We start from the raw sequence: 21,880 nt of genomic DNA, 5'->3' as shown, positions 1-21,880 counted from the left end.
GGCCCCTGAGGCCCCCGCACCGGCCCCCGAGGCCGTCCCGGTGGATGCCGCGCTGGCGCCGGCCCCCGAGGCCGCCCCGATCGCCGACGCCGCACTGCAGGTGCCCGCTCCCGAGGCGCCGCCGGCGCCTGAGGCACCCGCTCCCGTGGATGCCCCGCTGCCCGAGGCCCCGGCTCCCGAAGCGGCCCCGGCACCCGTACAGCCGGTGAGCTACACCGAGAAGATCCAGCAGGCCATCGAGCAGCAGGGTCTCGACGGCAACGTCATCATCAACGGCTGAGTTTCAGGCCGAGCCGACCCACTCGTCGGTGCCGTCGGAGAAGTACTGGTGCTTCCACACCGGTAGCCGCTCTTTGACGGTGTCGACGAGCCGGGCGCAGGTTTCGAACGCCGCCGCGCGATGGTCTGCGGCCACCGCGGCCACCAAGGCGGCGTCTCCGATTTGCAGGGTCCCGATACGGTGGCTGACTGCGATCGCCCGCACGCCGGTGGCTTCCGCGGCCACCTCGGCGGCCACCTCTTGCAAGGTTTGAAGGGCATTGGGGTGCGCGGAATAGTCGAGCCGAGTGACCGAACGGCCCCCGTCGTGATCACGGACCACCCCGGAGAACCCGACTACCGCCCCGGCCGCCTCATGGGCCACCAGAGCCTCGTACTCGGTCAGCGAGATGGGCGTCTCGGCCAGTTCGACACGGACGACGGTTGCGCTCATCTGGTGGGGTGGTCCTTTCCGCTGAGCTGGTCCAAAGCATGCTCGAGCACACCGGCCAACACGCCAAGGCCGTCTTTCACCCCGCCAGGTGACCCGGGCAGGTTGACGATCAACGTGCGTCCGGCGACACCACACACGCCTCGGGACAACACGGCGGTGGGCACCTTGTGCACGCCGGCCCGGCGAATGGCATCGGCCAACCCGGGAATCTGGTAGTCGAGTACCGACGCGGTGGATTCCGGCGTCGCATCGGTCGGGGAGATACCGGTTCCGCCGGAGGTGATGATCAGGTCGACGCGCTCAGCCAGGGCGGCGCGCAGCGCATCGACGACGGCGTGCCCATCGGCGACGACCATCTGCTCGGTGACGTCGTAGCCGCGATCGGACAGCCAGCCGACGATGAGGGGGCCCGTTCGGTCGTCATACACCCCCGCCGCGGCGCGGGTGGAGGCGATGATGACCCGCGCCGAACGCGTCACTGCTGAGTTTTTTCCGACGGGCTTTCCCATACTCCCGTTTTACCGCCTTCTTTCCGCAGCACTTTGATGTCGTCGATGCGTGCGGCGGGGTCGACGGCCTTGATCATGTCGTACAGCGTCAGCGCGGCGACGCTCACCGCGGTCAGGGCTTCCATCTCGACCCCGGTGCGATCAGTGCTGCGCACGGTGGCGGTGATGGCCACTGCGGCATCGCGGACGCCGAAATCCACATCGACGCCGGTCAGCGCCAATTGATGGCACAGCGGGATCAGCTCGGGCGTCCGCTTGGCGGCCATGATTCCGGCCACCCGCGCGGTGGCCAGGGCGTCACCCTTCGGCAGACCCCCCGAGGCGATCAGGGCCACCACATCGGGCCGCGTGTGCAGGGTGCCCACGGCCACCGCGGTGCGCTTGGTGACGTCCTTGGCCGAGACGTCGACCATGTGTGCCGCGCCGGACTCGTCGAGGTGCGACAGTCCCACTGTTACCTGTTGACGACGGTGGCCGACTGGATGAAGGGCAGTTCGTCGGCCGGCAATGGAAAGGTCACATCGCCGAACGGGGACAGTGCGCCGGTGCGGTCGGTGGCGAGCTCACTTACGGCGTGATCATCGCCGTCGGAGAGCACGGGCCAGCCGTTGTCGACGTAATGGTTCTTCTTGTTGTCAGCCACGCCCCACATTGTGGCAGGCTCCTCGTCTGGTGGCGAGACCGGCGGGCTGCTTTACGCTGGTCAGGATATGACCGCCGCACAGACTCCCGGATACCCGCTGGGCGCCTGGCTGTCCGACCTCGACGACAAGGGCCTCATCCGCCTGCTGGAACTGCGGCCCGACCTGAGCCAGCCCCCACCGGGAACGATCGCTGCGCTTGCCGCGCGCGCCACCTCACGGCAGTCGGTCAAGGCTGCCACCGATTCCCTGGACTTCCTGCGGCTGGCTGTCCTGGACGCATTGCTCGTCCTGCATGCCGACGCACATGCCGTGGCGGTGTCCGAAGTCAACGAACTGCTCGGCGAGCGCGTCGGCGCCGATGACATCACCGCCGCCCTGGAAGATCTGCGCGAGCGGGCTCTCGTCTGGGGCGAGGCCACCCTGCGGGTAGCGCCCGAAGTCGCCTCCGGACTGCCCTGGTTCGTCGGCCAGGCCGCCGTCGAAGTGTCCGAGCGCAGCGCCGACGAGATCGCCGGCCTACTGGCAGGCCTCGACGAAGCCCAGAGCGATCTGCTGGCCCGTCTGCTGGAAGGGTCGCCCATGGGCCGCACGCGTGACGCGGCCCCCGGCACCCCGCCCGACCGGCCGGTGCCACGGCTGGTGGAGGCCGGGCTGCTACGCCGGATCGACGACGAGACGGTGATCCTGCCGCGGGTGGTCGGCCAGGTGATGCGCGGCGAGGCCCCCGGCCCGGTGGAACTGACCGCACCGGTCCTCGAGACGACCGTGACAACGCCCGCCGATGTGGACGCCGTGGCCGCCGGTGCGGCAATCGACCTCCTACGTGAGATCGACCTGATCATCGAAACCCTGGGCAGCGCACCGGTTCCCGAGTTACGCAACGGCGGGCTCGGGGTGCGTGACGTCAAACGCTTGGCCAAGACCACCGGCATCGACGAACCGCGGCTGGGATTGCTGCTGGAACTGTCCGCGGGCTCGGGGCTGATCGCGGCCGGCATGCCCGAACCGGATCCGGGTGACGGGACCGGGCCTTACTGGGCGCCGACGGTGGCAGCCGACCGGTTCGTCGAATCCCCCACCGCCGTGCGCTGGCACCTGCTGGCCGCGACCTGGCTGGACCTGCCGGCCCGGCCCGCCCTGATCGGCAGTCGCGGGGCGGACAACAAACCCTTTGCCGCCCTCTCGGATTCGCTGTATTCGACGGCCGCTCCGCTGGACCGCCGGCTGATGCTGAGGGTGCTGGCCGAGCTGGCCCCGGGCACCGGGGTCGACGGCACGGAGGCATCGCGCGCGATGGTCTGGCGACGGCCCCGGTGGGCGGCGCGGCTGCAACCGGCGACCGTCAGCGGACTCCTCGCCGAAGCTCATGCGCTCGGCATGGTCGGGCGCGGGGCGATCAGCACGCCGGCCCGCGGTCTGCTGGCCGGCGACCCCGACGAAGACGTGCTGGCGGCGATGGAGAAAGCGCTGCCGAAGCCGCTCGACCACTTTCTGCTGCAAGCAGATCTCACCGTGATCGTGCCCGGCCCGCTGGAGCGGGACTTGGCCGAGCATCTGGCCGAGGTGGCCACCGTGGAATCGGCGGGCGCGGCGATGGTCTACCGGATCAGCGAAGCGTCCATCCGGCGCGCGCTCGATGCCGGCCGGACCGCCAGCGAGTTGCACAAACTTTTCGAAAAACACTCGAAAACACCCGTGCCACAGGGGTTGACGTATCTCATCGACGACGTCGCGCGCCGCCACGGCCAGCTGCGCGTCGGCATGGCGTCGTCGTTCTTGCGGTGTGAGGACCCCGCTCTCTTGGCGCAGGCCGTCGCCTCACCAGGTGCCGACCGCCTGGAGCTACGGCTGCTCGCTCCGACCGTTGCGGTGTCTCAGGCCCCGATCGCCGACGTGCTCACGGTGCTGCGCGAAGCCGGATTCGCACCGGCCGCCGAGGACTCCACCGGCACCGTCGTCGACATCAGGGCCCGGGGCGCGCGCGTCGTGGCACCGACCCGCCGCCGCGTCTACCGACCCCCCACCCCACCGACCGCGCAGACCCTGGGCGCGATCGTCGCGGTCCTGCGCAAGGTGGCCTCGGGCCCGTTCGCCAGCGTGCGCCTGGACCCGGCGATGGCCATCACCCAACTGCAGGACGCGGCGATCAACCAGACGTCGGTGGTGATCGGCTACGTCGACCCCGCGGGGGTGGCCACGCAGCGCGTCGTCTCCCCCATCAACGTGCGCGGCGGCCAGCTGACCGCGTTCGATCCGGCGGCCGGGCGGGTCCGCGAGTTCGCCATCCACCGGGTCACGTCCGTGGTCTCGGCCGACACCGACTGACGACCGGGGATCGAGGGTACTTTCGCTGAAGATTGCCGTCACCAGGTGGCCGCAATCTTCCGCATAGTGCTCGGTTCGTAATAATGGACAGAATGACCGACGGCCCACTGATCGTGCAGTCCGACAAGACGGTGCTGCTCGAGGTCGACCACGAACAGGCCGGTGCGGCGCGCGCCGCCATCGCGCCGTTCGCCGAGCTCGAACGCGCCCCCGAGCACGTGCACACCTACCGCATCACCCCGCTGGCGCTGTGGAACGCCCGGGCGGCCGGCCACGACGCCGAGCAGGTGGTCGACGCCCTGGTCAGCTTCTCCCGATACCCGGTACCGCAGCCGCTGCTGGTCGACATCGTCGACACCATGGCCCGCTACGGACGGCTGCAGCTGATCAAGCACCCGGCGCACGGGTTGACGCTGGTCAGCCTGGACCGCGCGGTGCTGGAGGAGGTGCTGCGCAACAAGAAAATCGCCCCGATGCTGGGCGCGCGCATCGACGACGACACCGTGATGGTGCACAACAGCGAGCGTGGCCGCGTCAAGCAGATGCTGCTCAAGATCGGCTGGCCGGCCGAGGATCTGGCCGGCTATGTCGACGGGGAGGCCCATCCGATCGAACTGGCTCAAGACGGCTGGCACCTGCGCGACTACCAGGAGATGGCCGCCGACTCGTTCTGGGCGGGCGGCTCCGGTGTGGTGGTGTTGCCGTGCGGCGCCGGCAAGACGCTGGTCGGGGCGGCCGCGATGGCCAAGGCCGGGGCGACGACGCTGATTCTGGTCACCAACACCGTGGCCGGGCGGCAGTGGAAGCGTGAACTGGTGGCCCGCACCTCGCTGACCGAGGACGAGATCGGCGAATACTCCGGTGAGAAGAAGGAGATCCGCCCGGTCACCATCGCGACGTATCAGGTGATCACGCGCCGCACCAAGGGCGAGTACAAGCATCTCGAATTGTTCGACAGCCGCGACTGGGGGCTGATCATCTACGACGAGGTGCACCTGCTGCCGGCACCGGTGTTCCGGATGACGGCCGACTTGCAGTCCCGGCGGCGGCTGGGCCTGACGGCGACGTTGATCCGCGAGGACGGCCGCGAGGGTGACGTGTTCTCGCTGATCGGGCCGAAGCGCTATGACGCGCCGTGGAAGGATATCGAGGCCCAGGGCTGGATCGCGCCGGCCGAGTGCATCGAGGTGCGGGTGACGATGACCGACAACGAGCGGATGTTGTACGCCACCGCTGAACCCGAGGAGCGCTACAAGCTGTGCTCGACGGTGCACACCAAGATCGCGGTGGTCCGCTCGATCCTGGAGCGCCACCCCGGTGAACCGACGCTGGTGATCGGCGCCTACCTGGATCAGCTGGAGGAACTGGGCGAGGAACTGAACGCCCCGGTGATCCAGGGGTCGACGAAGAACGCCGAGCGCGAGGCCCTGTTCGATGCGTTCCGCCGCGGCGAGATCTCCACGCTGGTGGTCAGCAAGGTGGCGAACTTCTCCATCGACCTTCCGGAAGCATCTGTGGCCGTTCAGGTTTCGGGCACCTTCGGCTCCCGCCAGGAGGAGGCGCAGCGGCTGGGCCGGCTGTTGCGACCCAAGGCCAGCGGCGGCGGTGCGGTGTTCTACTCGGTGGTCTCGCGGGATTCGCTCGATGCGGAGTACGCCGCGCACCGCCAGCGATTCCTGGCCGAACAGGGATACGGCTACGTCATCAAGGACGCCGACGACCTGTTGGGCCCGGCGATATGACAGTCCGCCGAGTGATGCCGGTGCTCACGGTGTCCGATTTGGCTGTCGCCGAGGCATACACCCAGACCCTCGGCCTGACCGAGGTGATGAACCACGGCTGGATCGTCACCCTGGCCGATGCCGAGCTGCGCCATCAGGTGAGTCTGATGACGAAGGACGCCACCGCACCGGTGAATCCGTCGGTATCGATCGAAGTCGACGACGTCGACGCCGCCTATGCGGCCGCGGTCGAGGCGGGGTTGGAGATCGTGCATCCACTCAGCGACGAGGAGTGGGGTGTACGGCGGTTCTTCTTCGCCGACGCGGCGGGCAACGTGGTCAACGTGCTGACCCATCGCTGACAGCGCGCCTACGCACCGTCATCAGCAATTCACCGTCCGGCCCGCCGGTAAAGGTGAGCTCGCGGCGTAGCCGTTGACCCGGAACCAGGTCGAGCTCGAACCGCTGTGCGAGAGTGGCGATCACCAACGCCGCTTCGAAGCTGGCGAAACCCGAGGCAACGCACATTCGCCGGCCCGCACCAAAGGGCATCTGGGCCCGGCGCTGCGGCCCGTCCAGGTTCTCCTTCAGGAACCTCTCCGGATCGTATCTGTCCGCGTTCTCCCACACTCGATCGTTGTGGTGCATGCTGTGCGTGAGTATGGCGACGCTGGTGCCTGCCTTGATCGGGTAATCCCCCAGCACGTCATCGGATTTCGCCACCCGAGCCACACCCATGATGGGCGGGTAGACACGCATCGCCTCAGCCACCACAGCCTGCGTCCACGGCAGGTTCTCGACGTCGTCCGCGGTAGGTTCGCGACCGCCGAGCACGTCGTCGAGTTCACGTCCGAGCCGGTCGCGGGCATCAGGGTTCTGCGACAGCAGGTACCAGGTCCACGCCAGCGCCGCTGCGGTGGTTTCGAAGCCCGCGCCGAGGAACGTCATGACCTCGTCGCGAATCTCCAGATCACGGTAGCGGTAACCGGTTTCGGGATCCTCTGCGGCCATCAACAAGGCGAGCAGATTGTCGGTGCGCTCGATCTTGCCGCTGCGATGGTCGGCGATGAGCTGATCGATGAATCGTTCGATGCGCCGCAGCCCGAGCCGAGCCCTTGGCGCGACCAGCCAGGCACCGCGCCGCAACGCGTTGATCGAGAACCTCGGTGACGAGACCCGCTCGGCGATCCGGCGCAGTGGCCGGGCCGCCCCGAGCAGAAATCCGTAGCCGAAAAGCGTCAGCAGGCGGGCGAAGTCGGTGCGCATCTGCTCGGCGAGCCGACCGTTGAGTTCGATGCCGAACATCGTGCGAGCGATGATGTCCAGGGTCACGTAGTTCATCTCGGCAGCGATGTCCACCGGCCGACCGACCGCCAGGTTCGCCTCCCAGCGCCGGGCGGCGGCCACACTGGCCTCGGTCATCTGCGGCGCGAAGGCATCCACCTGCCGCTTGGCGAAGATCGGCTGGACCAGACGCCGGTTACGTTGCCACAGTTCATCATTGAGGTCAGTGACCAGACCCCGGCCGAATGCCACGGCCAGCAGGTCGTACTCGGCGTTCTTGGCGTAGTTGTCCTGGTTGGAAACCAGGACGTGCCTGGCGATGTCGGGGTTGCGCACCACCACGAACTTGGCGAGTGGCGTACGGGCGACGACGATGTCGTCCTGGCCCGGCAGTTCGGTGGCGTACTCGTAGATGGTGTGCCGGTAGCCGGCCCGGATCGCCTTGAGGGCCAGCCACCACGATCTGAGGTACCCGACCTCGGTGTGTTGCCAGCGCACCGGCGTCGGCGCCCAGCGCGGTGGGTGCAGCGTCCCGACCCCGCGGGCTGGACACGTGCTGTTTGCGGTGTGCGCGCTGGGCACAGTCATCCGGCCACCTCCCCGGTGAAGTGCCGGGAAGCCAACCCCGGACTCGGGGTATACAGTACCGACGGTATCGGGATAAGGCCAGGCTCAATCTCAGGTGTGCGGACCCATGGCCTTGACCACGGTGAGCAGCACCACCGAATCCTCGAGCGCGTGCAGGCTGTGGCGGGTACGCGGGATCACGATGTGATCGCCGGGCGAACCCTCCCAACTGGCTTGGGAGCTGGCCAGTTTCACCCGGCCCTCGATCACCTGCAGCGTGGCCTCCCCCGGACTCTCGTGTTCGTCGAGGCCGCTTCCCTCGGTCAGCGCGATCAGGGTCTGGCGCAGCTGGTGTTCGTGGCCGCCGTAGACCGTGTGGGCACTGCGTCCGCTACTGGCAGAGCGGGCTGAGGCCAACTGCTGACGGGCAACCGCGGTGAGCGAGATCTTCTCCATAGCCACCGATCGTGCCATCTCCCGTCGACCGACCGTGAGCGATATGTGCAGAACCTCGCTTACGAGACCGGGACCGTGAGAGCCACTGCCTTCCAGCTGTGAGTGTTTCGGTCGTGGCGGTGTCAGATCGGCGCAACGCACGATGGTCCGATGCGCACACATGGACATGTGGTCCGCACCGCGGCGGCACTCGCTTCTGCGATGGGAATCGGCCGCTTCGTCTACACCCCGATCCTGCCGTTGATGTCGGCGCAGGCCGGTCTCACCGCCCACGACGCCGCCGCCCTCGCCACAGCGAACTACGTGGGTTATCTCGCCGGGGCGCTGGCAGGTTCGATCTGGCCGCGACTGGCCCGCTCGATCACCGCGTGCCGCGTGAGCCTGCCGGTGATGGCGGCCAGCCTGGCGGCGATGCCGTTGTCTACGAACACATTCGAATGGGCGGTACTGCGTGGCGTGGCCGGATTCACCAGTGCCTTGGTGTTCGTGATCGCCGTCAACACCATGCTGGAGCACCTGCACGGACATCCCGCACACCTGGCCGGATGGGGATTCGGCGGGGTCGGCGCCGGAATCGCGCTGTCGGCACTGCTGGTGCTGGCCACCGGAGACTGGAAAATGGCCTGGTGGGCGGCGGCCGCGGTGGCTGCCGTGCTGGGTCTGGCCGCCTGGTCGATGCCGGCCGTCCCGCACAGCACCGCAACCGCACCGGCCGCTGACGCCCGGCCGCCCCACGGCCCGTTCACTCTGCTGCTGACCAGCTACACGCTGGAAGGGATCGGCTACATCATCGCCGGAACTTTCCTGGTGGCGGCCGTCGCCCAGGGTGCACCGGAGTGGCTGGGTGGGAGCACATGGCTGGTCGTCGGCCTCGCCACGGTGCCGTCGGCAGCGCTGTGGGCGGCGCTGAGCAGCCGGTGGTCACATCCGGCGCTGTTGGTGGCGGCGCTGGCGCTGCAGGCGGTCGGGATCGCCGTGGCCGGCATGGTCGGCGGGGTCACCGCTGCGCTGGTGGGCGCGGTGCTGTTCGGCGGCACCTTCATCGGTGTCAGCACGCTGGCTCTGGCCGCAGGCAGGCTGCTGCGGTACCCGCGCGCCGTCGCGCTGCTCACCACCGGCTACTCGGTCGGCCAGATCCTCGGCCCGCTCGTGGTCGCGCCGCTGCTGCACCGAGGTTTCGCGCCGGCACTGCTGGTCGGCGCCCTGGTGGTGTCAGCTGCCGCCGTGGTGTCGGGGGTGATGCGGATCGTCGTCGGGCACCCAGGCGCCGGGGTCGTCCAGACCGAGATCGCCGATGCCGCGGGTGAACTCGTCGACGACGGCGAGAACCGCCGGGCTGTCCTCGGCCCGACGCCACACCAACGACCACGTCCATAACGGGGTGGGCGCCACCACGGGGCGACGCACCAGGCCCGCAGGCAACGACACATCCTGCCCCTTTGGATTGTTGAGGACGGGCCGGCGCAGCCGTCGCACATGCTCGAAGAACGTGGGGCCGGTGACGCCCCCGTCATCGGTGCGCATCACGGGCGCCCCGACCGCCGCGGCGAACAGTTCACCGTAACGATTCCACGACGACCAACTCGCCGCGTCCGTATCGACCAGCACCGTGGTGTCGCGGGCATCGACCGGGGACTCGTCGGTACCCGCGCACAGCGCGTACAACCGATCCACTCCAATCAGCCTGGCCCGCAACGACAGCGAATCCAGGTCGGCGTTCTGCACCCAGCAGATCGCCAGATCGAGGCTGCCGTCGGCGACCCGGGCCGCCTGGGTATGCGACGGCATCACCCAGGTATCCACCCGCAGGTCGGCCACCCCTGCCGCCCGCTCGGACCAATCGGTGGGACACCAGTTCACATACCCGATCCGGACGGGCTCCGACACCGCCAGTCCTTGTGCACGCCTGCGCAGTTCATCGGCCTGCTGAACCAGCGCCCGCACCTCGGGCAACAGTGCGGTGCCCGCGTGAGTCAGCGCCACCGAACGCCGGTCGCGGTCGAACAGGGTGACCTTCAGGTCGCGTTCCAACGCCTTGATCTGCTGAGACAGCGACGGCCCGGCGATACGCAGACGCTCAGCCGCCCGGCCGAAGTTCAACTCCTCGGCAACGGTGACGAAATAGCGCAGCTGACGTAGCTCCACCGTTGCAGCGTAGTAGGCGCAGCCTCCCAGCAAGGAGCCAACAGGTCGCGCAGGGCGGACATGACATGGGCGGCGGGCCCGTCGAGCAGTGCATCAGTCCAGACGTTCTCAAACAAGGAGTTCCCGTGAGCACGACACCACACGTCGCGGTCATCACCGGCGCATCGCCCACTATCAGGTCTCCGCCGCACCCGAGTGAACCGATCCTGGCGACAGCCGAACCGGCCCCCGCTGTTCAAATCACCCGGAGTGAATCGCCGTCGTAGCCAAACCGGCACCGCAATTGGACCAGCAGACGCTCGGCTTCTGCGATCCGCGCGTGCAGCCGACTCAGCGCCTCGGACATGGGCGCGTCTGTCACTCGGCTGCGTTCCCGAAGACGTCGCCACCGCAGCTCGGTGGCGGCGAGAAGGTCGCGCAGCTCGGCGATTTCACCGATCAAAATGTCCTCGAACAGCCGCGATTGTGCGATGTCAGCGCTGTGCACGGGCCTGGCACAGTCCGCCGGGGCGGCCGCGCGAGAAACCATGCGCGGCAGGGGGTTGAGCACCGTGGCCCCTGGGCCCGACTGTCGGGGCAGACGCAGATCTGCCCACGGCTTCCGCGTGATATCAGCGTCACACGGGGATCATGGAGCATCCACCCGGTTCCCAGCGACGCCACAGGTGTCACCCGAGGTACCGGCACTGGTCATGTGCCGGTCAGGCGATGTACGTTTGACGGTCCTTGCACGGGGCGGACACACAGCTAGCTCAGCGCGGGAATGACCTTCTGCTCGAACAGTTCGATGCCCGACCGGTCGTAGGCGGCCTCCGGGAAGTACAGGATTGCGTACTCACACCCGAGATCACGCATCCGCTTCAGTTTGTCGATGACCTGTTCGGGTGTACCGCTGGCCGATTCGGACGCGATGGTATTGGCGAGCATGGCATCGACAGCGGCTTCTCCGGCCACCGGCACCTGCCGGGCCCGCAACCGCGCGACACGGTCGGCGACATCGGCCTCGGAATCCCCGATGACGGCGTTGAAATTGGCCGAGCGCACGATCGCGTCGTAGTCGGTGCCGACGTCGCGACAATGGCCGGCCAGCACCTGCGACTTGTGGGCGAAACCGTCAGGTTCGGAGGTGAAGTTGGTGTACTGCGCGTACTTGGCGGCGATACGCAATGTCACCTTCTCGCCGCCGCCGGCGATCCACAACGGGATACCGCTGTCCTGCAACGGCTTCGGGGCGACGATCGCACCGTCGACCTGGTAGTGCTTACCGTCGAAGCTGACCCGCCCGTCGCGCCAGGCGTCGCGCATGATCTGGACACCCTCGTCAAGGCGACCCAGGCGCACCCCGGCCGAAGGAAAGCCGTAGCCGTAGGCCCGCCATTCATGCTCGTACCAGCCGCCGCCGATGCCCATCTGCACGCGGCCACCGGAGATGATGTCGGTGGTGGCCGCGATTTTGGCCAGGTAGACCGGATTGCGGTAGCTCATCGCGGTGCACATCTGGCCGAGCTTGATCCGCGATGTCGTTGCGGCATAGGCCGACATCAGCGACCAGGCCTCGTGGGTGGCCTCATCGGTCGGCACCGGAACGGTGTGGAAGTGGTCGTAGACCCACAGCGAGTCCCAGCTGCCCGCATCGGCGTAGGCCGCGAGATCGCGCATCACCGGCCAGTGGTTTTCGGTGGGAATGTCGACGAGATCAAGGCGCCAGCCCTGCGGGATGAAAAGTCCGAAGCGCATGGACCCCGACTCTACGACGCCGACGCGTGTCATGGCATCGGACTAGCCTGAGTTTCATGGCCCTATCCAAGGAAGAACGCGAACAGTTTCTGGCCGAACCTCACATCGCCGCCCTCTCGGTATACGCAGGAGACAAGCGCGGTCCGCTGACCGTCCCGATCTGGTACCAATACGCCCCGGGCGGGGAGCCGTGGGTGTTGACCGGCGTGGGATCACGCAAGCATCGACTGATCGAGGCAGCCGGGCATCTGACGTTGATGGTCGAGCGGCTCGAGCCGACGGTGCGCTATGTGGCCGTCGACGGCCCGGTCACCCGCATCGAACCGGGCACCGACGAGCAGCTGGTCGAGATGACCAAGCGCTACCTGGCGCCGGAGAAGGTCGAGCCGTATCTGGAGTTCGCCCGCCGTGAGCACGGCGAGAGCGTCGCGGTCTTCTTCAAGCCCGAGCACTGGCTGTCCTCGGACCTGGGGGCACTGTGACGCCATGAGCTCGCGCCAACGGCTGTTCCGGTGGCTCTACCGGCTCGGGTTCACGCCCTGGGACGGCCACCCGTTGGCGCACAGCCTGACCAAGCTCGTCGAGAGTACCCACCCCACGTCGCCGCCCGGAACCGCGCTCGACCTGGGCTGCGGCACCGGGGACAACGCGGTGTACTTGGCCCGGCACGGGTGGCGGGTCACCGGGGTGGACTACGTGGCCAAACCGCTGAAGAAGGCTCGCACCAAAGGCGCCGGGCTGCCCGTGAACTTCGTCAAAGCCGATGTGACGCAACTCAGTTCATCAGGTATCGGCGCGGGCTTCCAGCTGATCGTCGACAGTGGCTGCCTACACGGGATGAGCCCCACCGACCGCGACGCCTACGTACGGGAAGTCGGCGCGGTGGCCGCCCCCGGCGCACAACTGCTGATCGTGGCCTTCATCCCTGGTGCGGCGATGGGGGTACCCGGCATCGGATTCGACGAAGTGCAACGCCGCTTCAAGGACGGCTGGACGTTGCTGTCGAGCGGGGATGAGCCCGCGCTGGACCAGAACGGCACCAACCGGGCGCGGCATTACCTCTTCACCCATTCAATCTGACACGCGATCCCTGCAGAAAATCTGCGGATACGTCAGCGCTTCTGCTGCAAACGAATTCGCGCTCCGGCACGCCGTGGCCGCAACTACAAGCCCAGCGCCGCCATCGCCCCGTCCACGGTGGCAGTACGCAGCTGCTCGTAGGGCGTGTCGGGGAACTGCAGGCAACAGTCCTGCAGACCGCCGAATGCGATGACCGCGCGGGTGGATTGTTCGAGTGTCGGGCGCCGCCCGAACACCAGCACGCCCAGCCGAGCCCGCCAGGCCAGCAGTTGGTCGATCAACCCCAGATCGACCAACGTGGTCAGCTCGGAAACGATCAGGACGAGATCGGCGCGGTGCCGGAAATGGAAGTCGAAGTAACCCTCCAGGAGTTCCCGCGCCGAGGCGCGGGATGCGCCGCGTTTGCGTTCCTGCTCGGCGATGAAGGCCTCCCCCTCGTCGATGAGGGGCTGCAGGATGCTGCGGACCAGGTCCTCCCGGGACCGGAAGTGGTAGTACAGCGCGGGCTTGGTGATGCCGAGGCGGTCGGCGATGTCCTGCAGGCTGGTGCGCACCACGCCCTTCTCGGCGAACAGTTCGCGCGCCACATCGAGGATGCGTTGCCGGGTATCCAATGCAGGCTTGGCCACGTAGCCACCCTAACTTACTTAACGATAGGTAAGCTCACGGATGGAGCACTTACCGACCGTTAAGTAAGGAGCCATCGTGAAGGTTCTCATCTCCGGCGCCAGCATTGCCGGACCTGTACTCGCCTACTGGCTGTCGCGGCACGGGGTCGACGTCACCGTCGTCGAACGCTCCCCCGCATTGCGCAAGACGGGCGGCCACGCCGTCGACCTGTTCCGGCCCGCCATGGAGATCTCCGAGCGCATGGGCGTGCTGTCCGACATCGAGGCACACGCCACCGGCACCACGGCGCTGATCGTTCACCGACCCGGCACGGCGCGCCCGGCCCGCCTGGACTACCTCAAGATCATCGGGGCAATGTCCGACCGGCACGTCGAGATCATGCGAGACGACCTCAGCGAGATCTATTACCGCACCGGTCGTGACGACGTCGAGTATCTCTTCGGCGACACCATCACCTCGATCTCGCCCGACGGAGACGTGACGTTCGAGCACAACGGCCCACGCCGCTTCGACGTGGTGGTGGGAGCCGACGGCCTGCACTCCGGCGTGCGTCGACTGACGTTCGGCGACAACGTTTCCGAGAGCTTTCTCGGCGGATACCTCTCGGTCGTCTCGGTCCCCAAGGGCATGGCCCGCGACGGCGAGATGACCGGCTACTTCAAGCCCGGACACATGGCGGGGATCTACACCGCCGACCATCTCGACGATGCGCGCGCGGTGTTCATCTTCCGCCCCAGCCGGCCGCTGGACTACGACTACCGCGACGCGGACCGCCAGAAATCACAACTGCGCGCCGCCTTCGAGCACATGGGACCCGAGGTTGACCGCTGGCTCGGCGAGGTGCCCACGACGCCGACGTTCTACTTCGACGCCATCACACAGCTGGAGATGGCGACGTGGTCACGCGGACGGGTGACCCTCGTCGGCGACGCGGGCTATTGCCCCGGGCCCGCGGTCGGTGGCAGCACCAGCCTCGCGGTGTACGGCGCCTACGTCTTGGCCGCCGAGATGGTCAAGGCCGGTGACGATTACGCTGCGGCCTTCGCCGCATACGAACGCACGATGCTCGCGCCGGTTGTCGGCAGCCGGAAGCTGGCCCGCGTCAACGCGAAAACCGTTGTTCCGAAAAGCAATTGGGGCATCCGCGCACTGGTCGGCGCGGGCCGGCTGATCTCGATGCTGCCATTGGGCGTGACACAGTCGCTCGCCCGGCTCAACACAAAGGGCGTGCGGCTCTACGACACCATGCCGTTGCCGGACTGGCCCGCCCCGTCAAACGGAACCGGCTGATCGTCGATGAACGTGACAGTTTCGGTCAGCGGGGCCCGGCCGGTACGGATGTAGCTGACCGACGGATCCTCGTACCCGACCGACATGCCACAGAAGAGCATGAGCTCATCCGGGGGTGAGACGAACTGCGCGACGGTCTTGCGGACCTTCGCCCACGACATCTGCGGACAGCTGTGCAAACCTTCGGCACGCAACAGCAGCATGACCGTCTGGAGGAACATCCCCAGGTCTGACCACTGGGGCCGGCCCAGGTCACGGTCGATGTAGCAGAACAGGGCTGCGGGCGCGCCGAAGGCATCCCAGTTCGCGATGGCCGCCCGCTGACGCGCCTCCCAGTCCTCGCGCGCGATGCCGAGTGCGCTGTACCGCTCCTTCCCGAACTGGGATCGCCGGTCGCCATATGGTGATTTCAGTTCGGGCGGGTACATCACGTACTCGGGCTCGTCCCACTCATCGCCGGTTGCCACCCGCTCGACGGCGAGCTTCTTGAGCCGGGCGAGCGGCTCTCCGGCGACCACGAAGATGCGCCAGGGCTGCAGGTTCGACCCCGACGGCGCCCACGCCGCAGCCGAAAGCACACGCTGCAGCACCTCCCTGGGGACGGGCCGATCGGTGAAGCCGCGGACCGCGCGACGGGTGGCCACTGCCTCGTAGACGTCCACGATCGGCCGCCTTTCTCGTCAATCGGTTTGACTCGTTGAACTCAGCCTGCCGGTCAGCGACGGCCAACGGACCCTTGTAAGTCCGTAGTCTGCGGGGCCGTGCCAACCGACCATGCCGTTCGGGCGCCTCACGGGCGGGTCCCTGCCCCGGGCGTAGCGTGGCTACATGGGCGAACTCACCGACGACGTGATCACGTTCCTGTCCGAAGGCACCCGCACCGCGGTACTGGGTTGGGTCGCCGCCGACGGCAGACCGTTGGCCGCGCCCGTGTGGTTCGTGGTGGACAACGGCGCACTCGTGTTCAACACCGGCAAGAACACCGCCAAGGGACGGGCATTGGCCCGCGACCCGCGCGTGGTGCTCTGCGTCGACGACACCGATCCGCCGTACGCGTTCGTGCAAGTCCAGGGGATCGCGTCGATCAGTGAGGATCCCGCCGAGCTACTCGACATCGCCACCCGCACCGGCGGCCGCTACATGGGTGCCGAGCGGGCCGAGGAGTTCGGCCGCCGCAACGGTGTGCCAGGCGAACTCGTGGTGCGGGTCAAGCCCACGAAAGTCCACGCCGCGTTCGACGTGGCGGATTGAGGTACGGCCATGACCGACATATCGCAGTTCGCCGACATGCTGTCCCGCGATCACGGGCTGTGCGTACTGAGCACGCTGCGCGGCGACGGCAGCGTCCAATCCTCGGTGGTGAATGCCGGGGTCATGGCACATCCCCGGACCGCTGAGCCCGTCGTCGCCCTCGTCGCAATCGGCGGCGCACGAAAACTAGCGCACCTGCGCGCCGATCCCCGGGCCACCGTCGTCGCCCGCGCCGGATGGCAATGGGTGACCGTCGAGGGCACCGCCGACATCATCGGGCCCGACGATCCTGATCCCGGCACCGACGCCGAGGCATTACGACGGCTCTTGCGCGACGTGTTCACCGCCGCCGGCGGTACCCACGACGACTGGGACACCTACGACCGCGTCATGCGCGAGGAGCGTCGCGCCGCGGTGCTGATCACGCCCGCTCGGGTGTACTCGAACCCGAGCTGAGGTGCCCAGGCACGCAAAAGCCCCCGACTCGCGCTGAAGTGCTCGCCGGGGGCTTTTGACGTTGTTGCTTAAGACTCCAGCGATGCCGGGGGCAGGAAGCGGTCGCCGTAGCGGGCGGCCAGCTCCTTGGCACGGGCCACGAAGGCCTCCTTGCCGACACCGAGCTCACCCTGGTAGCCGACGATGAACTGGGCCGAACCACCGGTGTAGGGCGGGAAGCCGATACCCATGATCGAGCCGATGTTCGCATCAGCGGTCGAGGTGAGCACACCCTCGTCGATGCACTTCTGAGTCTCCAACGCCTCGGCGAAGAGCATGCGGTCGATCATGTCCTGCAGCGGGATCGAGGAGGTTCCGGAGTTGAAGGTCTCCTTCAGACCCGGCCACAGCTGCGTCCGCTTGCCGTCGACGTACTCGTAGAAACCGGCACCCTTCAGACGCGACGGGCGGCCGATCTCGATCATCTTCTCCACGACGGCCTCGGCCGGGTGCGGCACGTGGGTGCCACCGGCAGCCTCGACACCTTCCTTGGTGGCCACGGCGATCTTGTGCATGAGCTCCAGGTTGAGCTCATCGCTCAGCTGCAGCGGCGCCGCCGGGTAACCGGCCTGCGCACCCGCCTGCTCGATCGATGCGGGCTCCACGCCCTCGCCCAGCATGGCCAGCGCCTCGTTGACGAAGGTGCCGATCACGCGCGAGGTGAAGAAGCCGCGGCTGTCGTTGACGACGATCGGGGTCTTCTTGATGGCCAGCGTGTAGTCGAACACCCGGGCCAGCGCCTCGTCAGAGGTCTTCTCGCCCTTGATGATCTCCACCAGCGGCATCTTGTCGACCGGCGAGAAGAAGTGGATGCCGATGAAGTCCTCCTGGCGCTTCACGCCGGTCGCCAGACCGGTGATCGGCAACGTGGAGGTGTTCGAGCCGAGCAGCGCGTTGGGCTCGACGATGTCCTCGATCTCCTGGAACACCTTGTGCTTGAGTTCCTGGTTCTCGAACACGGCCTCGATCACGAAGTCGACACCCTTGAGATCCTGCGGATCGGCGGTCGGGGTGATCCGAGCCAGCAGCGCCGCGGACTTCTCCTCGGTGGTCTTGCCACGCTTGAGCGCCTTGGCCTCCAGGCCCTCCGAGTACGCCTTGCCCTTCTGGGCGGCCTCGACGGTGACGTCCTTGAGGACGACGTCGTAGCCGGCCTTGGCGGAGACATAGGCGATACCGGCGCCCATCATGCCCGCGCCCAGCACACCGATCTTCTTGATGTCCTGCTTGGCGATGCCGTCGGGACGCGATGCGCCGCCGTTGATGGCCTGCAGGTCCAGGAAGAACGCCTGAATCATGTTCTTGGCGGTCTGACCGGTGACCAGCGAGACGAAGTAACGGCTCTCGATGCGGCTGGCGGTGTCGAAGTCGACCTGGGCACCTTCGACAGCAGCGTCCAGGATGGCCCGCGGTGCGGGCATCGGGGCACCCTTGAGTTGCTTCTTCAACAGGGCCGGGAAGGACGGCAGGATCGCGGCCAGCGCCGGGCTGGACGGGGTGCCGCCGGGGATCTTGTAGCCCTTGACGTCCCACGGCTGGGTGTGGGCCTCGGGGTTGGCCTTGATCCAGGCCTTGGCAGCAGGAACCAGCTCGTCGACCGAACCGACGAGCTCGTCGACCAGGCCCGTCTCCTTGGCCTTGGCCGGGCTGAACCGGGTGCCCTGGCTCAGGACCTCCATGAAGGCCTTCTGGATACCGAACATGCGCACGGTGCGGGCCACGCCGCCACCGCCGGGCAGCAGGCCCAGGGTGACCTCGGGCAGACCGATCTGGCTGCCCTTGACGTCGGCGGCGATGCGGTGGTTGGTGGCCAGCGCGATCTCCAGGCCGCCGCCGAGCGCGGCGCCGTTGATGGCGGCCACGACGGGCTTGGGCAGGGTCTCCAGCTTGCGCAGGTCGGCCTTGATGGTCTCGACCATCTCGAACGCCTCGGCGGCGTCGTCGGGGCCGATGTTCATCATGCCCTTGAGGTCACCGCCGGCGAAGAAGGTCTTCTTGGCGCTGGTGATCACCACGCCGGTGATCGAATCCTGCTCGGCCACAAGGCGTTCCACGGCATTGTGCATGGATTCCTTGTAGTGATCGTTCATCACGTTGGCCGAACCGGTCGGGTCGTCCAACGTCAGGGTGACGATGCCGTCGGCATCCTTGTCCCACTGAATGGTGTTCTCAGCCATCTGTATTCAGTCCTTTGTGTTCGGCCGCGCTCAGACGCGCTCGATGATGGTGGCCACGCCCATGCCGCCGCCGATGCACAGCGTGACCAGGGCACGCTTGGCGCCGCGGCGCTCGAGCTCGTCGACCATGGTTCCGGTGATCATGGCGCCGGTGGCACCCAGCGGGTGACCCATCGCGATGGCGCCACCGTTGACGTTGAGCTTCTCGTCCGGGATGTTGAGGTCCTTCTGGAACTTCAGCACCACGGAGGCGAAGGCCTCGTTGAGCTCGAACAGGTCAATGTCATCGACGGTCAGGCCGGCACGGTCGAGCACCTTCTTGGTGGCCGGGGTGGGGCCGGTGAGCATGATGACCGGGTCGGCGCCGCTGGTGGCGGTGGCCACGATGCGGGCGCGCGGGGTCAGATTCTGAGCTTTCCCCGCACTTTCGCTACCGATCAGCAGCAGGCCGGCGCCGTCCACGATGCCCGAGCTGTTGCCGCCGGTGTGGACGTGGTTGATCTTCTCGACGTAGTGGTACTTCTGCAGCGCCACATCGTCGAAGCCGCCCATCGCGCCGACGCCGTCGAACGCGGTCTTGAGCTTGCCCAGGCTCTCCACGGTGGAACCGGGACGCATGTGCTCGTCATGATCGAGGACCACGAGGCCGTTCTGGTCGCGGACCGGGATCACGGACTTGGCGAAGTAGCCGCCGGACCAGGCCGCCGCGGCACGCTCCTGCGACCGCGCGGCGTAGGCGTCGACGTCCTCGCGGGAGAAGCCCTCGATGGTGGCAATCAGGTCGGCGCCGATGCCCTGCGGGACGAAGCCGATGCGGTAGTTGGTCTCCGGGTCAGAAGCCCAGGCGCCGCCGTCGGAACCCATCGGAACGCGGCTCATCGACTCGACACCACCGGCCAGCACCAGGTCGTCCCAGCCGGAGCGGACCTTCTGAGCGGCCAGGTTGACGGCCTCGAGGCCCGAGGCGCAGAAGCGGTTGAGCTGGAAACCACCGGTGGTCTCGGGCAGCTTGGCCACCAGACCGGCGGTACGGGCGATATCGCCGCCCTGGTCACCGACCGGGGAGACGACACCCAAGATGACGTCGCTGATCAGCGACTCATCCAGGTCGGGGTAACGGCTGCGGATCTCCTCGATCAGGCCGACAACCAGGTTGACCGGCTTGATCTCGTTGAGTGCGCCGCCGCGCTGCTTGCCACGCGGCGTGCGGATCGCCTCGTAGATGAAGGCTTCTTCGGACATGTCTGCTCCCCTGCCGTATCGGCGTCGGTTCAGGTTGGGTTGTGGAACCGCCCGACGAATGTGGGCAGTCCTCTGAACGGCAGCGTAGCAGCCTCGCCCAACCCGTTGGTTGGGCCTGTGCTCAGCATCTCCTTGCACACAGATCGACTCTGCGGCACGGGCCTACTTCACCCGCACTTTTCCAACCCTCACCGCAGCGTCAAACTCCCTTCAACACCCGGTCGAGCGCCGCGCGGCCGTGCGCCCGGTGCGGCAGGTGCCATCCATCGCCGCGCATGAAGCGCTGTGGCGGGAAACCGGCCCGAAATTCACCACAGCGCTTCATACGCGAGGGGCGTCAGGCGGAGCGCGGCTCTTCGATCGCCATCAACGTCGGATAGTCGGTGTAGCCGACCGGGCCGGGCGCATAGAAGGTCGCCATGTCGGGTTCGTTGAGCTCGGCACCCAGGATCAGCCGGTCGATGAGGTCAGGGTTGGCCAGGAACGCCCGCCCCACCGCGGCCGCGCTGATCGCCCCCCACTCGGCGTAGCTCTCCAACTGGGAGAAGTCGGTGCCGCAGTTGCGGCCGGTGTTGAGGACGAACGTGCCAGACCACAGCGCGCGGATGACGCCGAACGTGTGCTCGGCCGGGTCGATCAGCACGTGCAGGTAGGCCAGCCCGAGCGGAGCGATGCGCTCCAACAACGCCTCGTAGGTGCTGACCGTGTCTTTCTCCTGCATACCGCCGGCGGTGTTCCCCGGTGAGATACGCAGCCCGACCCGGGCCGCACCGATCTCGTCGACGACGGCCTCGACCACCTCGGCTGTCAGCCGGGCCCGATTCTCCGGCGAACCGCCGTAGGCGTCGGTGCGCTGGTTGACCACATCGGAGGCGAACTGGTGCAGCAGGTAGCCGTTGGCGCCGTGGATCTCCACGCCGTCCATGCCCGCATCGATCGCGCGGCGGGCGGCAGCCCGGAACTGCTCGACGATCACCGGGATCTCGGCGGTCTCGAGCGCGCGCGGCGTCTGCAGCGGCTTCTTACCCGTGGGCGTGTGGGTGAGCACATCGGCCGCGATCGCCGACGGCGCGACGGGTTCGAACCCGCTGATGTCAGGGTGCGCCATCCGGCCGACATGCCACAGCTGAACGAACATCTTGCCGCCCGCCGCATGGACCGAGTCGGCGATCTCGGCCCAGCCGTGCTGATGGCGGTCGGTGTAGATGCCGGGGGTGTTCATGTAGGCGCCGTTGGCGGTCTCGGCGACCGCGGTGGCCTCGCTGATGATCAGGCCCGCTCCGGCGCGTTGCGTGTAGTACTGCGCGGCCAGCGGTGAAGGAGTGCCGTCGGCGTCGGCACGTGAACGCGTCAGCGGTGCCATGAACAGACGGTTGGTAGCGGCGGTCTCGCCAACCTGGATCGGCTGCAGCAGTGCGGCGTCGGCGTTCAGTTTGTAGGTCACGCCGTATCAGAGCGCCGAGAGTGCGGCAATCATTCCCGCACTAGCCCGGATTTTTCACGGAATGTTGCGTGTGGGGTGTGTAGGTAAGCGAAAGTGCCTGTCCTGCAAGGGATAATTGGACTTCTCTAGGGTTCAATCGTCCTGACGGGAAGGCACTTCGCGGGTGAAGAA

At 67.4% G+C, this 21,880-nt stretch carries 22 protein-coding genes and 2 pseudogenes; 10 read left to right on the top strand and 14 right to left on the bottom strand.

Annotation, left to right across the window (positions count from 1 at the left end; translation table 11 throughout):
* A pseudogene (locus E0T84_RS30655) lies at window positions 1-280 on the top strand (resuscitation-promoting factor RpfA); the annotation flags it as partial.
* Window positions 281-283: 3 nt separating this feature from the next.
* Here E0T84_RS30655 and E0T84_RS30650 read toward each other — a convergent pair.
* From E0T84_RS30650 to E0T84_RS30635, 4 genes are read right to left on the bottom strand one after another with little or no spacing between them, the layout of a single operon-like run.
* Window positions 284-712, bottom strand: a complete 429-nt coding sequence (locus E0T84_RS30650) for a molybdenum cofactor biosynthesis protein MoaE (RefSeq protein ID WP_070944748.1) — start codon at window positions 710-712, stop codon at window positions 284-286.
* Window positions 709-1,191 carry a molybdenum cofactor biosynthesis protein B gene (locus tag E0T84_RS30645; protein ID WP_212757743.1) on the bottom strand — a complete coding sequence of 161 codons (483 nt, stop codon included), beginning with the start codon at window positions 1,189-1,191 and terminating at the stop codon, window positions 709-711. The genes E0T84_RS30650 and E0T84_RS30645 overlap by 4 nt, the downstream gene beginning before the upstream one ends.
* On the bottom strand, window positions 1,188-1,673 hold the full coding sequence (gene moaC / locus E0T84_RS30640; protein WP_075909794.1) for a cyclic pyranopterin monophosphate synthase MoaC: 486 nt from the start codon (window positions 1,671-1,673) through the stop codon (window positions 1,188-1,190). The genes E0T84_RS30645 and moaC overlap by 4 nt, the downstream gene beginning before the upstream one ends.
* Window positions 1,674-1,675: 2 nt before the next feature.
* On the bottom strand, window positions 1,676-1,873 hold the full coding sequence (locus E0T84_RS30635) for a hypothetical protein (protein WP_070944746.1): 198 nt from the start codon (window positions 1,871-1,873) through the stop codon (window positions 1,676-1,678).
* 58 nt (window positions 1,874-1,931) lie between these two features.
* Here E0T84_RS30635 and E0T84_RS30630 point away from each other — a divergent pair, with 58 nt between their 5' ends.
* The 3 genes from E0T84_RS30630 to E0T84_RS30620 all read left to right on the top strand — a co-directional run bounded on the left by E0T84_RS30630 (window position 1,932) and on the right by E0T84_RS30620 (window position 6,273).
* Window positions 1,932-4,190 carry a helicase-associated domain-containing protein gene (locus tag E0T84_RS30630; RefSeq protein WP_138746349.1) on the top strand — a complete coding sequence of 753 codons (2,259 nt, stop codon included), beginning with the start codon at window positions 1,932-1,934 and terminating at the stop codon, window positions 4,188-4,190.
* Window positions 4,191-4,282: 92 nt separating this feature from the next.
* Entirely contained in the window at window positions 4,283-5,932 is a 1,650-nt protein-coding gene (locus E0T84_RS30625) for a DNA repair helicase XPB (RefSeq protein WP_138746348.1), read from the top strand.
* The gene (locus E0T84_RS30620) at window positions 5,929-6,273 is read left to right on the top strand and encodes a VOC family protein (protein ID WP_138746347.1); all 345 of its coding nucleotides are present in this window, start codon (window positions 5,929-5,931) and stop codon (window positions 6,271-6,273) included. The genes E0T84_RS30625 and E0T84_RS30620 overlap by 4 nt, the downstream gene beginning before the upstream one ends.
* Here E0T84_RS30620 and E0T84_RS30615 read toward each other — a convergent pair.
* Both E0T84_RS30615 and E0T84_RS30610 read right to left on the bottom strand, forming a co-directional pair.
* Window positions 6,251-7,783: a cytochrome P450 gene (locus E0T84_RS30615; protein WP_138746346.1), complete on the bottom strand. Its 1,533-nt coding sequence runs from the start codon at window positions 7,781-7,783 to the stop codon at window positions 6,251-6,253. The two genes, E0T84_RS30620 and E0T84_RS30615, sit on opposite strands and share 23 nt — an antisense overlap.
* A 90-nt stretch (window positions 7,784-7,873) precedes the next feature.
* Complete coding sequence (locus tag E0T84_RS30610; RefSeq protein WP_138746345.1) at window positions 7,874-8,218, bottom strand: cupin domain-containing protein; 345 nt, start codon at window positions 8,216-8,218, stop codon at window positions 7,874-7,876.
* A gap of 150 nt (window positions 8,219-8,368) precedes the next feature.
* Here E0T84_RS30610 and E0T84_RS32525 point away from each other — a divergent pair.
* Window positions 8,369-9,388: pseudogene (locus E0T84_RS32525) on the top strand (YbfB/YjiJ family MFS transporter); the annotation flags it as partial.
* Between the two features lie 42 nt (window positions 9,389-9,430).
* On the opposite strand, the gene E0T84_RS30600 reads toward E0T84_RS32525, so the two are convergent.
* The 3 genes from E0T84_RS30600 to E0T84_RS30590 all read right to left on the bottom strand — a co-directional run bounded on the left by E0T84_RS30600 (window position 9,431) and on the right by E0T84_RS30590 (window position 12,100).
* Complete coding sequence (locus E0T84_RS30600) at window positions 9,431-10,363, bottom strand: LysR family transcriptional regulator (protein WP_138746344.1); 933 nt, start codon at window positions 10,361-10,363, stop codon at window positions 9,431-9,433.
* 235 nt (window positions 10,364-10,598) lie between these two features.
* A complete protein-coding gene (locus tag E0T84_RS30595; protein WP_138746343.1) occupies window positions 10,599-10,850 on the bottom strand; it encodes a hypothetical protein in 252 nt (83 codons plus the stop codon).
* Window positions 10,851-11,110: 260 nt separating this feature from the next.
* Window positions 11,111-12,100: an LLM class F420-dependent oxidoreductase gene (locus tag E0T84_RS30590; RefSeq protein WP_138746342.1), complete on the bottom strand. Its 990-nt coding sequence runs from the start codon at window positions 12,098-12,100 to the stop codon at window positions 11,111-11,113.
* Between the two features lie 56 nt (window positions 12,101-12,156).
* Between E0T84_RS30590 and E0T84_RS30585 the strand changes: the two genes are divergently transcribed.
* Both E0T84_RS30585 and E0T84_RS30580 read left to right on the top strand, forming a co-directional pair.
* Window positions 12,157-12,582 (top strand): pyridoxamine 5'-phosphate oxidase family protein, encoded by a 426-nt coding sequence (locus tag E0T84_RS30585; protein ID WP_138746341.1) that lies wholly within the window; start codon window positions 12,157-12,159, stop codon window positions 12,580-12,582.
* A gap of 4 nt (window positions 12,583-12,586) precedes the next feature.
* Window positions 12,587-13,180, top strand: a complete 594-nt coding sequence (locus E0T84_RS30580) for a bifunctional 2-polyprenyl-6-hydroxyphenol methylase/3-demethylubiquinol 3-O-methyltransferase UbiG (RefSeq protein WP_138746340.1) — start codon at window positions 12,587-12,589, stop codon at window positions 13,178-13,180.
* Between the two features lie 83 nt (window positions 13,181-13,263).
* Here the strand turns inward: E0T84_RS30580 and E0T84_RS30575 are convergent, their stop codons facing one another.
* Window positions 13,264-13,809 (bottom strand): TetR/AcrR family transcriptional regulator, encoded by a 546-nt coding sequence (locus E0T84_RS30575; RefSeq protein ID WP_070944734.1) that lies wholly within the window; start codon window positions 13,807-13,809, stop codon window positions 13,264-13,266.
* Between the two features lie 76 nt (window positions 13,810-13,885).
* Between E0T84_RS30575 and E0T84_RS30570 the strand changes: the two genes are divergently transcribed.
* The gene (locus E0T84_RS30570; RefSeq protein WP_138746339.1) at window positions 13,886-15,100 is read left to right on the top strand and encodes an FAD-dependent monooxygenase; all 1,215 of its coding nucleotides are present in this window, start codon (window positions 13,886-13,888) and stop codon (window positions 15,098-15,100) included.
* Here E0T84_RS30570 and E0T84_RS30565 read toward each other — a convergent pair.
* Window positions 15,046-15,762 (bottom strand): nitroreductase, encoded by a 717-nt coding sequence (locus tag E0T84_RS30565; protein WP_138746338.1) that lies wholly within the window; start codon window positions 15,760-15,762, stop codon window positions 15,046-15,048. The two genes, E0T84_RS30570 and E0T84_RS30565, sit on opposite strands and share 55 nt — an antisense overlap.
* Before the next feature lie 166 nt (window positions 15,763-15,928).
* Between E0T84_RS30565 and E0T84_RS30560 the strand changes: the two genes are divergently transcribed.
* Together E0T84_RS30560 and E0T84_RS30555 are read left to right on the top strand one after the other, a co-directional pair.
* A complete protein-coding gene (locus tag E0T84_RS30560; RefSeq protein ID WP_138746337.1) occupies window positions 15,929-16,351 on the top strand; it encodes a PPOX class F420-dependent oxidoreductase in 423 nt (140 codons plus the stop codon).
* A gap of 9 nt (window positions 16,352-16,360) precedes the next feature.
* Window positions 16,361-16,807, top strand: coding sequence for a TIGR03618 family F420-dependent PPOX class oxidoreductase (locus E0T84_RS30555; protein WP_138746336.1), 447 nt, complete (start codon window positions 16,361-16,363; stop codon window positions 16,805-16,807).
* 68 nt (window positions 16,808-16,875) lie between these two features.
* On the opposite strand, the gene E0T84_RS30550 is transcribed toward E0T84_RS30555, so the two are convergent.
* The 3 genes from E0T84_RS30550 to E0T84_RS30540 form a co-directional block, all read right to left on the bottom strand.
* Window positions 16,876-19,023 (bottom strand): 3-hydroxyacyl-CoA dehydrogenase NAD-binding domain-containing protein, encoded by a 2,148-nt coding sequence (locus E0T84_RS30550; RefSeq protein WP_138746335.1) that lies wholly within the window; start codon window positions 19,021-19,023, stop codon window positions 16,876-16,878.
* Between the two features lie 30 nt (window positions 19,024-19,053).
* Window positions 19,054-20,265, bottom strand: coding sequence for an acetyl-CoA C-acetyltransferase (locus tag E0T84_RS30545; protein WP_138746334.1), 1,212 nt, complete (start codon window positions 20,263-20,265; stop codon window positions 19,054-19,056).
* Window positions 20,266-20,602: 337 nt separating this feature from the next.
* Window positions 20,603-21,709, bottom strand: coding sequence for an alkene reductase (locus tag E0T84_RS30540; RefSeq protein WP_138746333.1), 1,107 nt, complete (start codon window positions 21,707-21,709; stop codon window positions 20,603-20,605).
* Window positions 21,710-21,880: the final 171 nt, after the last annotated feature.

The sequence above is a fragment of the Mycobacterium sp. DBP42 genome, assembly GCF_005924235.1.
Lineage (GTDB): Bacteria > Actinomycetota > Actinomycetes > Mycobacteriales > Mycobacteriaceae > Mycobacterium > Mycobacterium syngnathidarum.
The sequence above is the reverse complement of the archived record's forward strand: the minus strand, read 5'-3'. Positions and strand labels throughout refer to the sequence as shown.

What these genes read in the sequence shown, in the direction of transcription:
- E0T84_RS30635 (WP_070944746.1), bottom strand. Translation starts at nt 1,873, where the DNA reads ATGTGGGGCGTGGCTGACAACAAGAAGAACCATTACGTCGACAACGGC.
- E0T84_RS30650 (WP_070944748.1), bottom strand. Translation starts at nt 712, where the DNA reads ATGAGCGCAACCGTCGTCCGTGTCGAACTGGCCGAGACGCCCATCTCG.
- E0T84_RS30550 (WP_138746335.1), bottom strand. Translation starts at nt 19,023, where the DNA reads ATGGCTGAGAACACCATTCAGTGGGACAAGGATGCCGACGGCATCGTC.
- E0T84_RS30610 (WP_138746345.1), bottom strand. Translation starts at nt 8,218, where the DNA reads ATGGAGAAGATCTCGCTCACCGCGGTTGCCCGTCAGCAGTTGGCCTCA.
- E0T84_RS30620 (WP_138746347.1), top strand. Translation starts at nt 5,929, where the DNA reads ATGACAGTCCGCCGAGTGATGCCGGTGCTCACGGTGTCCGATTTGGCT.
- E0T84_RS30615 (WP_138746346.1), bottom strand. Translation starts at nt 7,783, where the DNA reads ATGACTGTGCCCAGCGCGCACACCGCAAACAGCACGTGTCCAGCCCGC.
- E0T84_RS30625 (WP_138746348.1), top strand. Translation starts at nt 4,283, where the DNA reads ATGACCGACGGCCCACTGATCGTGCAGTCCGACAAGACGGTGCTGCTC.
- E0T84_RS30580 (WP_138746340.1), top strand. Translation starts at nt 12,587, where the DNA reads ATGAGCTCGCGCCAACGGCTGTTCCGGTGGCTCTACCGGCTCGGGTTC.
- E0T84_RS30560 (WP_138746337.1), top strand. Translation starts at nt 15,929, where the DNA reads ATGGGCGAACTCACCGACGACGTGATCACGTTCCTGTCCGAAGGCACC.
- E0T84_RS30630 (WP_138746349.1), top strand. Translation starts at nt 1,932, where the DNA reads ATGACCGCCGCACAGACTCCCGGATACCCGCTGGGCGCCTGGCTGTCC.
- E0T84_RS30555 (WP_138746336.1), top strand. Translation starts at nt 16,361, where the DNA reads ATGACCGACATATCGCAGTTCGCCGACATGCTGTCCCGCGATCACGGG.
- E0T84_RS30545 (WP_138746334.1), bottom strand. Translation starts at nt 20,265, where the DNA reads ATGTCCGAAGAAGCCTTCATCTACGAGGCGATCCGCACGCCGCGTGGC.
- E0T84_RS30590 (WP_138746342.1), bottom strand. Translation starts at nt 12,100, where the DNA reads ATGCGCTTCGGACTTTTCATCCCGCAGGGCTGGCGCCTTGATCTCGTC.
- E0T84_RS30585 (WP_138746341.1), top strand. Translation starts at nt 12,157, where the DNA reads ATGGCCCTATCCAAGGAAGAACGCGAACAGTTTCTGGCCGAACCTCAC.